The 12438-nt window shown below is 50.7% G+C and carries 8 protein-coding genes; all 8 read left to right on the top strand.

Going from position 1 to position 12438, the window contains the following annotated elements:
• The first annotated feature begins 33 nt into the window (after window positions 1-33).
• The 8 genes from NEV57_RS10285 to NEV57_RS10250 all read left to right on the top strand — a co-directional run bounded on the left by NEV57_RS10285 (window position 34) and on the right by NEV57_RS10250 (window position 12428).
• Complete coding sequence (locus NEV57_RS10285; protein ID WP_257658239.1) at window positions 34-3888, top strand: efflux RND transporter permease subunit; 3855 nt, start codon at window positions 34-36, stop codon at window positions 3886-3888.
• A gap of 34 nt (window positions 3889-3922) precedes the next feature.
• Window positions 3923-5359, top strand: coding sequence for a TolC family protein (locus NEV57_RS10280; RefSeq protein ID WP_257658238.1), 1437 nt, complete (start codon window positions 3923-3925; stop codon window positions 5357-5359).
• 2 nt (window positions 5360-5361) lie between these two features.
• The gene (locus NEV57_RS10275; RefSeq protein WP_257658237.1) at window positions 5362-6663 is read left to right on the top strand and encodes an efflux RND transporter periplasmic adaptor subunit; all 1302 of its coding nucleotides are present in this window, start codon (window positions 5362-5364) and stop codon (window positions 6661-6663) included.
• Between the two features lie 50 nt (window positions 6664-6713).
• Complete coding sequence (locus NEV57_RS10270) at window positions 6714-7160, top strand: heme-binding domain-containing protein (RefSeq protein ID WP_257658236.1); 447 nt, start codon at window positions 6714-6716, stop codon at window positions 7158-7160.
• A gap of 4 nt (window positions 7161-7164) precedes the next feature.
• On the top strand, window positions 7165-9282 hold the full coding sequence (locus NEV57_RS10265) for a heavy metal translocating P-type ATPase (RefSeq protein WP_257658235.1): 2118 nt from the start codon (window positions 7165-7167) through the stop codon (window positions 9280-9282).
• Between the two features lie 174 nt (window positions 9283-9456).
• On the top strand, window positions 9457-10473 hold the full coding sequence (locus NEV57_RS10260; protein ID WP_257658234.1) for an aldo/keto reductase: 1017 nt from the start codon (window positions 9457-9459) through the stop codon (window positions 10471-10473).
• A gap of 23 nt (window positions 10474-10496) precedes the next feature.
• Window positions 10497-11390, top strand: a complete 894-nt coding sequence (locus NEV57_RS10255) for a helix-turn-helix domain-containing protein (RefSeq protein WP_257658233.1) — start codon at window positions 10497-10499, stop codon at window positions 11388-11390.
• Window positions 11391-11513: 123 nt separating this feature from the next.
• Complete coding sequence (locus NEV57_RS10250) at window positions 11514-12428, top strand: PfkB family carbohydrate kinase (RefSeq protein WP_257658232.1); 915 nt, start codon at window positions 11514-11516, stop codon at window positions 12426-12428.
• The last annotated feature ends 10 nt before the right edge of the window (window positions 12429-12438 follow it).

Genomic DNA, 12438 nt, shown 5'->3' with positions numbered 1-12438 from the left:
GCTACTTGTTAATAGGTAAAAACTGTATTTGTTATGCTTAATAACGTTATTAAGTATTTTCTGAACAACCGGATTATTACGGTTCTGTTATTGGTCATTGTGATCGTCTGGGGACTGATGACAGCACCATTTAACTGGCATCAGCAGCTACTTCCCAGTGATCCTGTACCGGTTGATGCGATTCCCGACATCGGTGAAAACCAGCAGATCGTCGCGACGGAATGGATGGGGCGTTCTCCCAAAGACATCCAGGATCAGATCACTTATCCGCTAACCACTTCGCTGTTGGGGATTCCGGGGGTTAAGACCATCCGCAGCAGCTCGATGTTCGGCATGTCATTTATCTACATCATTTTTGAGGAGGATGTGGAATTTTACTGGAGCCGGTCGAGGATATTGGAGAAATTAAATTCATTGCCCGCGGGCACATTGCCGACCGGTGTCATCCCTTCGCTGGGTCCGGATGCAACGGCCCTGGGGCAGGTATTCTGGTATACACTGGAAGGGCGGAATCCGGTGACCGGAGAACCGGCCGGAGGCTGGAATCCGGATGAATTGCGTACCGTTCAGGATTTCTTTGCAAAATATAACTTAGCGGCCGCGGAAGGGGTTTCCGAGGTGGCCTCGATCGGTGGTTTCGTCAAGGAGTATCAGGTGGAAGTCAACCCGGACGCCATGCGTGCGTATAATGTATCTATCATGGATATCATGACCGCGATACAAAAGAGCAACCTCGATATCGGTGCGGAAACCATCGAAATAAATAAGGTCGAGTACCTGGTCCGGGGACTGGGCTATATTAAAAATGTAGCAGATCTGGAAGAAGCCGTAGTGACGGTCCGGGGCAACGTGCCGGTCAAGATAAAAGACGTGGCATTTGTGAATCTGGGACCCGCTACGCGACGCGGCGGACTCGACAAAGAAGGTGTTGAGGCGGTGGGCGGTGTCGTAGTTGCACGCTATGGAGCAAACCCCCTGCACGTAATTAACAACGTCAAAGCCAAAATAAAAGAAATGGAGGCAGGACTGCCGCAAAAGACGTTGGCCGACGGCACCATCTCCAAGGTGACGGTTGTTCCTTTTTATGACCGGTCAGGACTGATCCAGGAAACCATCGGAACGTTGGAAAGTGCCCTGTCGCACGAAATCCTGATCTGCATCATCGTTGTCATTGTATTGGTCATCAACCTGCGGGCATCCGTAATCATTTCAAGTATTCTTCCCATTGGGGTGCTGGCCACGTTCATCGTGATGAAATATACCGGTGTAGAGGCCAATATTGTTGCCCTTTCGGGTATCGCAATTGCCATCGGTGTCATGGTAGACGTGGGAGTTGTCTTTGTGGAGAGCATTATCCGCTATATGGAGGAAGAGCGGGCAAGGGGCGTGGAGAGCCGGGGCCAGGCATTTGTTAACCTGATTACAAGGGCCGTTTCCGAAGTCTCGGGAGCGCTGTCTACCGCTATGCTGACTACCATCATCAGCTTCTTGCCGGTATTTGCCATGGAAGCCCAGGAGGGAAAGCTATTCAAACCATTGGCCTATACCAAAACGTTTGCCCTAACCGCTGCTTTTATTCTGGGAATCATCATACTGCCGACACTGGCCTACTACATCTATTCCATCCGGATAAACGGCAGGAAGATCCGTAAAATCGCCAATTATCTATTAGTGGCCGCGGGTATCGGACTTTGGCTGTATACCGGTGTGCTAGCTTCCGTTGCGATCACACTTATTGGGATCAACAACCTATTTACTCCCCGCTGGAAAGGAGAAAAAACGGCCAATTACATCAATGTCGCCGTAGCCTTGTTCGTCGCCCTGTATTACCTGACCGTGGAGTGGCTGCCGCTTGGAACAGGGGCACATACGGTACTGAATTTCGTGTTTGTATTGCTGGCCATCGGGGTGATCCTGGGTGGGTTGTGGCTGCTGGTAATCTACTACGAGCAGCTGCTGCGCTGGTCGCTTTCGCACCGGTGGAAATTCATGGCCATACCTATCGTAACCCTGTTATTCGGGATGCTGGCCTGGCTTGGTGCAGACAAGACTTTCGGCTTTGTAGCCAGGGGCTTTGAAACGGTTGGCTGGAAATCATTTAAGGAAACCGCATTCTGGCAGAAATCAGTAGCAGCTTTTCCGGGTATCGGAGCGGAGTTTATGCCGAGCTTAAATGAGGGATCTTACTTGCTGATGCCGACGAGTATGCCCCATACGGGCATTGAACAGAACCTCCAGTTTATCCGCACCCTGGATAAGCGTATCCAAAACATCCCGGAGGTGGAAATTACAGTTGGGAAATGGGGACGGGTAAACTCCGCCCTTGACCCGGCCCCGACACAGATGTTTGAAAACACGATCAATTACATCTCCGAATACTTCCTGGACGAAAACGGTCATCGGGAGCGCTTTAAGGTAAACCAAGACGGTGCATTTGAGCTGAAGGGCGGAAATGCCTATCACCCCGACCACGGATTCCGGCCGATACCGCGGGATAGCCTGATCATCGACAAAAATGGCAGGTTCTTCCGCAGGTGGCGCCCCGAAATCAGGAAAGCCGATGACATCTGGCAGGAGATTGTCAATGTTTCCCACCTGCCCGGACTGACGTCCGCTCCCAAATTACAGCCGATCGAGGCCCGGCTGGTCATGCTTTCTACCGGTATGCGGGCACCAATGGGATTAAAGGTTTCCGGTCCGGACCTGGAGTCCATCGAAGCGGGAGGCAAAGCCCTGGAAGCGGCCCTGAAGGATATCCCATCCATTATGCCTTCCACGGTGTTTTACGACCGTGCCGTTGGCGCTCCCTATATTGAGATCCACCTGAACAGGCATAAAATGGCCCGATACGGGATCACCGTGGCGGATTTGCAGGAGGTGATCAGTGCCGCTGTGGGAGGGATGGCATTGACGACCACGGTTGAGGGTCGGGAACGTTTCCCTGTCCGCCTGCGCTATCCGCGCGAATTGCGGGATGACCCGGATGCCCTGGCCAGGATCATCGTGCCAACCGCTACCGGTATACAGATTCCATTGGGTGACGTTGTTGACATTGAATATGCCAAAGGGTCCCAGATGATCCAGAGTGAAAACACGTTTTTGCTGGGCTATGTCATATTCGACAAGATCAGTGGCAGGGCGGAAGTGGATGTCGTACGCGAAGCGGACCGCATCTTACAGGAGAAAGCCGCATCGGGAGAATTGAATTTGCCCAAGGGCGTAACGTATCAGTTCGCAGGTAACTACGAACAGCAGGAACGTGCAGCCAACCGGCTGATGCTCGTTATTCCCCTGAGCTTGCTGGCTATTTTGGTGATCCTTTATTTCCAGTTCCGGACCGTGACCGCTTCCCTGATCCATTTCTCCGGCGTATTCGTTGCCTTTGCGGGTGGGTTTATCTTACTGTGGCTTTACGGGCAGCCTTGGTTTATGGACTTTGCTGTTGGGGGCATGAACATGCGGGATTTATTCCAGATGCACAATATTAATCTGAGCATCGCGGTGTGGGTAGGCTTTATCGCCTTGTTTGGCCTGGCTACCAACGACGGCGTGTTGATGGGCACGTATATCCACGATACGTTCGTCGCGCGGAACCCAAGGACCAGGGAGGAAATCCGGGAAGCTGTGGTTTATGCAGGGTTGAAACGGGTAAGACCGGCCGCAATGACCACGGCTACGGCGTTGATTGCGTTATTGCCGGTACTCACGTCGACGGGAAAGGGTGCTGAGATCATGGTGCCGATGGCCATCCCGACATTCGGGGGGATGCTGATCCAATCCATGACCATGTTCGTTGTACCCGTGTTTCAATGCTGGTGGAGGGAATGGGCGACCCGGAAAGAAAAGGAGAACAAACCACAACATCATATTGCAAATGAAAATGAATAAGATCTGTTTATATACAATAACTGTGCTCCTCGTAATGATGGGTTTCGCTCCGCGCATACGGGCACAGGAACATTCATCGGATTCACTGACCCATTATATACAAGTGGCGATAGCGAATAATCCCGGTGTGAAATCGCAACAGTTTGCCTACGAGGCTTTCCTTGAAAAAATTCCGCAGGCGGGGGCTTATCCGGACCCCGAGTTATCCATTGAAGCGTACACCATGCCCATGGAAATCATTGGCGGCAGGTCATTTGGCACGGCCAGTATTATGCAGATGTTCCCTTGGTTCGGCACCCGAAAGGCGGCCCGTACAGAAGCTGGTCATATGGCTAATATGCAGGATCGGCAATACCGGGAAACGGTCGATGACCTGATCCTTCAGGTGAGCACACAGTGGTATGCGATGCAGCAGCTGAAGGAACAGCTGAGGAACAACGAGGAAAACAGGAAACTCCTGGAACAATTGGAACAATTGGCCATACGGAAATTTTCCGCCCCGTCGGGAGGCACTACACCGGGCTCTGCTCCGCCGGCGCGCAGCGAAGCTGCTGCGGCACCCGTTTCCGCCCTGTCACCCTCTGCGATGGGAGGGATGAGTATGGGCAGTAATACCCGGGCCGCTTCGGTGGCCGACCCGGCGATGAATATGTCTTCGGGGCCGGCTATGGGCGGAATGTCGAATGGTGGGCAGTCCGGAATGTCGGAGGTTCTCCGGATTCAGCTGGAACTCGTAGCGATTGAAAACAGTATCGAGAGCCTGCATTCCCAGATAAAAGCGGAGAAAGCAAGGTTTAACACGTTGTTAAACAGAGCGTCCGGTGAGGAGGTGCAGCTGGGCGACGAAATACACCAGGTAACTTTTTCAGCCGATGAGACAGCAGCTTTATCCGCTATTCAGATCCGTAATCCGATGCTGGGTATGATTACAGAAGAAGGACTGGCTTACAAAGCGAAGGCCGAAATGGACAGGAAGATGAGCTATCCCATGATTGGATTGGGAGTTGCATACATGGCAGTTGGAAAAAGCAGTAACACCATGTTTGCCATGGACGGCATGAATGGCCGGGACATGGTTATGCCAATGGTTACGATGAGCCTGCCGGTTTTCCGAAAAAAGTACGACGCCCAACAGCGTGAGGGTAGGCTTTGGTGGAAATCCAGCGAGGAAAATTTCAGGAATACCTTCAATAGGCTAAAAGGTGACTATTATGGTTTCAAAAGCCAGCTGGATGACGCGGGGCGCATGATCCGGCTATATGAAAAACAGACCGCACTTGCCCATACCACCTATCAATTGATCATCAAAGAGTTCGTAACCGGCAGAAGCGATCTGACGAACGTCATTCAGGTACAGCGGCAATTGCTGGACTATCAGCTTAAGAAAGCGGAAGCGATCACCAATTACAATACGATGGTCGCGTCAATCAGAAAATTAACGGCAACATATGAGCATATTTTAATTGATTAGTAATGAATAAACTCAAAAATATAATGAGCAGCAATGCCGTAAGATATGGTACGGTATTATTGGCCGGCGTATTGCTGGGATGGTTGGTCCTTGGTGGTGGCGGCCATACGCATGAAGATGCCCACAGGAGTGAATCTGCCGGAAACGAGGAGCATGGTATGATATGGACCTGCTCGATGCATCCGCAGATCCGGATGGACAAACCCGGCAAATGCCCGTTATGCGCCATGGATTTGATTCCCTTGAAATCAGCAGACGGGGGCGATGCTATTGACGACGACGCTATCCAACTATCAAAAGAAGCAATGGCGCTGGCCAATATCCAGACTTCGGTTGTGGGCCATCAGGCGGCAGTCAAGGACGTTCAGCTATACGGTACTATTCAGGTGGACGAACGACTGCAACAATCACAAACTTCGCACGTGAACGGCCGGATCGAACACCTGTATGTCAACTTCACCGGCGAAACGGTGAAACAGGGCCAGCTGATCGCAACCGTTTATTCTCCGGAACTGCTGACAGCACAGCAGGAGTTGCTGGAGGCGGCCAAATTAACAGACCTGCAGCCGTTGTTGCTGGAGGCAGCCAAAGAAAAGCTTCGCCTTTGGAAAATGTCCGAGGATCAGGTAGCTGAAGTCCTTACCTCAGGCGAAGTGTCGCCCTTGGTAAATATCCACGCCAATACGGGCGGGGTAGTGATTACGAAGAATGTGAATCAGGGAGACTATATTACACAGGGCACCGTACTGTACAACATTTCAAACCTTTCAAAGCTGTGGGCAATTTTTGACGCCTATGAAAAGGATCTCCCGTTTTTAAAGACCGGTGATCAATTGGAATACACCCTGCAGGGTGTTCCCGGGAAAGTGTATAAGGGAAAAATAGCATTTATCAATCCGATGATTGACGCAGCTTCGCGAACGGCTAAGGTGCGCGTAGAAGCGGATAACAGCGACCGTAACCTCAAACCTGAGATGTACGCGACCGCCCGCATCGCTGCACCGTTAAAAGGGCATGCGAATGAAATAGTCATTCCCCAGTCTGCTGTATTATGGACCGGCAAACGTTCCATTGTTTACGTAAAGCAGCCGCATACTTCCGCGGCAGCCTTTAAGCTCAGGGAAGTTGTGCTGGGACCTTCGTTAGGCGATCAATATGTGGTCATGTCGGGACTGGAAAACGGGGAGGAAGTTGTGACAAACGGTGCATTTACCATCGATGCGAGTGCGCAGCTTGAGGGCAAGGCAAGCATGATGAACAACGGCGAACCCACGGCACTCAGCGGACATCAGCATGATCACTGACTTCTTGCCCCCACATTACCATGGAACGGATACGCAAAAAAAACAAAATAATGACCATAAGCCGAATCTTTATGGTCCTGCTGGCTGTTCTGTTAGTTATGCAGCTGGTCCGGCCTCAAAAAAATAAATCACCCATTCCCGCAGGGAAGGTCTTTGTCGATACTTTTAAGGTTGATGAACGCGTTAATACGATTTTGGCTGTTTCCTGCTACGATTGCCACAGCAATAGTACAGCATACCCCTGGTACAGTGAGATACAGCCTGTTGGCTGGTTGATGGCAAGGCACGTAAACGATGGCAGGGAAAAATTAAATTTCGATGAATTGCCCGGCTACGGACCGCGGAGAATCCGGTCGAAGTTTACGCAGATCATCCGTCAGGTCGAAGCGGACGAGATGCCCTTGGACAGTTACCTGTGGATACACGGAAATGCCCGATTGGACGAGGAGGAACGGCGTGCCCTGCTTGATTATTTTAATTCGAAACTAAATCCGTAAAGTTATGAAGAAATATACCTGTCCGATGCATCCCCAGGTGCTTAAAGATGAGCCGGGGAAATGTCCGATTTGCGGAATGGCTTTAATTCCTATTGGAAAGCCAGACCATCAGACGGAAAATAATCGCCATGGTAGTCATGCGCACGGTTCCCAGCAGGCAGCGCACCCGCACGACAAGCATGAAGGTCATCATACAAATGATTTCCTGAAGAAATTCTGGATCAGTCTGCTCATCACCATTCCCATCCTGGTGCTTTCGCCAATGATCCAGCATTGGGCCGGTTTCGATCTGAAATTTACGGGAGATAAGTACTTGTTGTTTGCGCTTGGTACTTTTATTTACCTGTATGGCGGAATGCCATTCCTGAAGGGCATGGTTGGTGAAATCCGGGCAAAGGCTATTGGAATGATGACGCTGGTCGCTATTGCCATTTCAGTAGCTTACAGCTATTCGACAGCCGTGGTGTTTGGCCTTAAGGGAATGGATTTTTTCTGGGAACTGGCAACATTGATCGTGATTATGCTACTTGGGCACTGGCTGGAGATGCGTTCTCAAATGGCGGCTTCCAAGGCACTCCAGTCTTTAGTGGCACTCCTGCCAAATGAGGTGACTGTGGAGCGGGCCGGAGAAGCCGTTAAGATTAAGCTGGATCAGCTGAACAATAATGAAACGGTGATCATCAAACCCGGCGAAAAGATACCGGCAGACGGAAGTGTCATTGAAGGTGTTTCTTATGTCAACGAAAGTATGCTGACCGGTGAAAGCATCCCTGTCAGGAAGGAATCGGCATCCAGCGTGATTGCCGGGTCAATCAACGGCGACGGGGCGTTAAAAATTAAGGCAACAGGAGTAGGGAAGGACAGCTACCTCAACAAGGTGATTAACCTTGTGCAGGATGCGCAGTCCGCGAAATCGAATACACAGAACCTGGCGGACAAGGTTGCCAAGTGGCTTACCTTCATTGCGATAGCGGTGGGAGTCTGCACCTTTATTTACTGGTATAGTGCGGAAGGGAACCTGTCGTTTGCACTGGAAAGAATGGTTACCGTTATGGTTACTGCATGCCCGCATGCGCTAGGCGTGGCGATTCCCTTGGTGGTGGCCATTTCAACCACGTTATCGGCGACTAACGGCCTGCTGATTCGTAATCGTACGGCGTTTGAAACCACGAGAAACCTGACCACGGTTATATTTGATAAAACAGGTACCCTGACAGAAGGGGCCCATGCCGTGCAGCGGATCGTCGTTCTAGGCGATTATAGCGAGGATGAGCTTATCCAGTATGCCGCTGCAATTCAGCAAAATTCAGAACATCACATTGCAAAGGGCATCATGACGCTGTTAAAGGAACGAGGACTGGCGTTGTGGAAGTCTGAAAATTTTCAATATATGCAGGGAATCGGTGTCAAAGGCACAGTTGACAAAAAAGAGGTGGTCGCTGCAGGGCCTAATTATTTTTCTGAGAACAAATTGGAGCTTCCTGAAATCCCACCTGAAATTGACCAGCGTGCGGAAACCGTTAATTACGTGCTGATAGCCGGCAAGGTTGTTGGCATCATCAGCTTAGCCGACAGCATAAGGGAAGGTTCGCGGGAAGCGATAGTTAAGCTGAAGGAAATGGGAATAAAATCATTCTTACTAACAGGTGATAATGAAAAAATAGCAGCGTCGGTTTCCGGTAATCTCGGAATGTCCGGTTATTTGGCCAACGTCCTGCCGCACAACAAACTGGAAAAGATAAAGGAGTATCAGGATCGCGGAGAAATTGTGGCAATGACCGGAGACGGGGTCAATGACGCACCTGCGTTAGCACAGGCCAATGTCGGAATTGCAGTAGGATCTGGGACAGATGTAGCAGCCGAAACCGCAGATGTCATTTTAGTGAACAGTGATCCGCGGGACGTGGTGAAATTGATCGCTTTTGGCAAAAAGACTTATCGGAAGATGGTTCAGAATCTGCTATGGGCAGTGGGTTATAACGTGGTGGCGATTCCGTTGGCAGCCGGACTGCTCTATCCGCATTTTATGCTCAGTCCGGCCCTGGGCGCTGTTTTGATGAGTGCAAGTACCATTGTGGTCGCATTTAACGCGAGCCTGCTCAAAATGAGTAAAATCAGGTAATAATACGAAGGGATTGTTTTTTGCTTTACAGGAAATTTGTTTGAATTTTGCAATGATCTGTTTGCGCTCCGCAAGCGCACTGCATGGATAACACGCTACTTTTGTCTGGATATCATGAAAACCCCAAAGAGGTGCTAATGTATCCAGCGAATTTATCTTTTAAATCATGATCATATGCGATTAAAAATGCTTGGTGATACCGGTTTAGCGGTATCTGAATTGTGCCTGGGCACCATGACTTTCGGTGGCAAGGGCATGTGGACTTCCATCGGTACCCTGCCGCAGGATGAGGTCGACAAACTGGTGAAGTCAGCGGTGGACGGTGGTATTAATTTTATCGATACGGCAAACGTTTACAGCGAAGGGCTGAGTGAACAGATGACGGGCGCCGCCATACGGAACCTGGGTATTAAGCGGCAGGAACTGGTGGTGGCTACGAAAGTACGGGGGCGCATGGGTGATGGGCCGAATAACATCGGCCTGAGCCGCCGCCATATCCTCCAGCAGGCCGAGGAAAGCCTGACGCGCCTGGACACCGATTACATTGACCTGTACCAGATCCACGGCTTTGACCCCCTGGTACCTTTGGAAGAAACCCTGTATGCATTGGATAACCTGGTGCAAAGCGGCAAGGTGCGTTACATCGGTTGCAGTAACCTCGCCGCCTGGCAACTGATGAAGGCCCTGGGTATATCGGCACTTAAAGGCCTATCAAAATTCGTTTCATTGCAGGCATATTATACACTGGCTGGCCGTGAACTGGAACGGGAGATTACACCATTGCTGCTCGACCAAAAAGTGGGCCTGATGGTGTGGAGCCCGCTGGCGGGCGGGTTTCTCAGCGGCAAATACAGTCGCCATTCGGAAACAACTGAAGGGCGCCGGCTCAGCTTTGATTTCCCGCCCGTCAACAAAGACAGGGCTTTCGACATCATCGATGTAATGCAGCGGCTGGCGACCGAAAAGGATGTCAGTGTTGCACAAATAGCACTGGCCTGGCTGCTGCATCAGCCGGTGGTCACTTCAGTAATTATTGGAGCAAACAAGCAGTCGCAGCTGCACGACAACATGCATTCCACAACGGTAACGCTGACGGACGATGAGCTGAAGGCTCTGGACGAGGTGAGCAGGCTGACGCCGGAATATCCGGGCTGGATGCTTGACCGTCAGGGAAGCGACAGAAAATTGTAACTTTATGGCCTAATCCCATCGGCATGGACATCGAAACGTTCGAGGATTTTTACCGGAATAAGTTCAATATAACCGCCACAGGCGTTAAACCGGATCTCGGGCAGTTTAATGTATTCCCGATGAACTGCGCCACGCATAAAAAGCCGATCCGGTACAGCCGTAAAGATTATTATAAAATATCGTTTCTGCACGGGCATTATGCCATTCACTATGCCGATAAGAGTTTTGAGGTGCAGGGTACCACACTGCTTTTTTTTAACCCGCAGGTACCCTACACCTTTGAGTCGATAGGTGAGCGCGGCGATGGGTATTTCTGTATTTTTAAGACTTCATTTTTCAGCGAGTACCTGCGGGGCAACCTGCGGGACTTTCCCATGTATGCGCCGGGAGGAAAGCCGGCGTATACACTGGATGAAGCGGTGGCGCAGGAAATTGGGGCCGTATTTGAAAGGATGCTTGATAACATGCAATCCGACTATCGGTTCAAGTATGACCTGATGCGGAACTACGTGATGGAAATCATGCATTATGCGTTGAAAATGCAGCCGGCGGAAAGCCGGTATGATTATATTGACGCAAACACGCGGATCACCACCGTGTTCATTGAACTGCTCGAGCGGCAATTTCCCATTGAGAGCATCGAACAGCACCTGATACTCCGTTCGGCGAAGGACTTTGCTGCGGAGCTGAATGTGCATGTAAACCACCTGAACCGGGCGGTAAAACACAGCACAGGAAGAACAACCACACATCACATTACAGACCGCCTGGTCAGTGAAGCCAAGGCGCTGCTGAAGCATACGGACTGGAATATTGCGGAGGTAAGCTACAGCCTTGGATTTGAAGAACCTGCCCACTTCAGCAATTTCTTTAAAAAACAGACAGGCCTGACGCCGGGAATATTCCGGAGCAACTGACCCGGATAACCGGCCCGCTGCGGAGATCGCGGCAGCTTGCGTGCGTCTGTTGGATTATTTCTCAAAAAAGGCATACCTTTAGGCCCAGTTTAAAAAATGCGTAAAACAGTTTGATAGATCATTATGAGTTTAGTAATCATCGGTACCATTGCTTTCGATGCCATTGAAACCCCTTTTGGCAAGACAGATAAAATTGTAGGGGGAGCGGCGACGTTTGCCGGCCTGGCGGCGGCTTACCTGTATAACCCTGTGAAGCTGGTCGGCGTGGTTGGAGAAGACTTCGGTGATGAAAACCTCGGCATTTTTAAATCAAGGGATATCCAGCTCGACGGTGTTCAGATCAAGAAAGGAGAAAAGAGCTTTTTTTGGTCGGGCAAATACCATAACGACATGAATAACCGGGATACGTTGGCTACGGAACTTAACGTACTGGCTGATTTTGATCCCGTTGTTCCGGAATCCTATCAGGATTGCAATTACCTGTTACTCGGAAACCTGACTCCCCAGGTGCAGGCAACGACCCTGAGCCGACTGCGCAAAAAGCCGAAGCTGGTGGTGCTGGACACCATGAATTTCTGGATGGATACGGCGTGGGACGACCTGTTGCAGGTGTTGAAACAGGTAGACGTGCTGACGATCAATGATGCAGAAGCCCGCCAGCTTTCGGGTGAATATTCATTGGTCAAGGCAGCGGAACACATTCTGAAGCTGGGACCGAAATACCTGATTATTAAAAAGGGCGAGCATGGTGCGCTGCTATTCGGCGACGGCCAGATTTTTTCTGCCCCAGCATTGCCGCTGGCTGATGTATATGACCCAACCGGCGCAGGCGACGCTTTTGCAGGCGGGTTCATTGGCTACCTAGCTAAGGTAGGGACGATCAACTTCAACAACATGCGGAATGCGGTAATACTGGGCTCAGCACTGGCTTCGTTCTGTGTGGAGAAGTTTGGAACCGAGCGGCTGCGGGAACTGACCCAGGAAGATATTAATCAGCGGATTGCGCGCTTTACTGCGTTGAGCAGGTTTGATATCTGAGTAGATTGCT

The organism is Parapedobacter lycopersici (assembly GCF_024643285.1).
GTDB classification, from domain to species: Bacteria; Bacteroidota; Bacteroidia; order Sphingobacteriales; family Sphingobacteriaceae; genus Parapedobacter; species Parapedobacter lycopersici.
This window is presented reverse-complemented; position numbering and strand designations above follow the sequence as displayed.

Excerpts from the sequence above, each read along its gene's own strand:
- NEV57_RS10285 (WP_257658239.1), top strand. The coding sequence starts at position 34 with ATGCTTAATAACGTTATTAAGTATTTTCTGAACAACCGGATTATTACG.
- NEV57_RS10280 (WP_257658238.1), top strand. The coding sequence starts at position 3,923 with ATGATGGGTTTCGCTCCGCGCATACGGGCACAGGAACATTCATCGGAT.
- NEV57_RS10275 (WP_257658237.1), top strand. The coding sequence starts at position 5,362 with ATGAATAAACTCAAAAATATAATGAGCAGCAATGCCGTAAGATATGGT.
- NEV57_RS10270 (WP_257658236.1), top strand. The coding sequence starts at position 6,714 with ATGACCATAAGCCGAATCTTTATGGTCCTGCTGGCTGTTCTGTTAGTT.
- NEV57_RS10265 (WP_257658235.1), top strand. The coding sequence starts at position 7,165 with ATGAAGAAATATACCTGTCCGATGCATCCCCAGGTGCTTAAAGATGAG.
- NEV57_RS10260 (WP_257658234.1), top strand. The coding sequence starts at position 9,457 with ATGCGATTAAAAATGCTTGGTGATACCGGTTTAGCGGTATCTGAATTG.
- NEV57_RS10255 (WP_257658233.1), top strand. The coding sequence starts at position 10,497 with ATGGACATCGAAACGTTCGAGGATTTTTACCGGAATAAGTTCAATATA.
- NEV57_RS10250 (WP_257658232.1), top strand. The coding sequence starts at position 11,514 with ATGAGTTTAGTAATCATCGGTACCATTGCTTTCGATGCCATTGAAACC.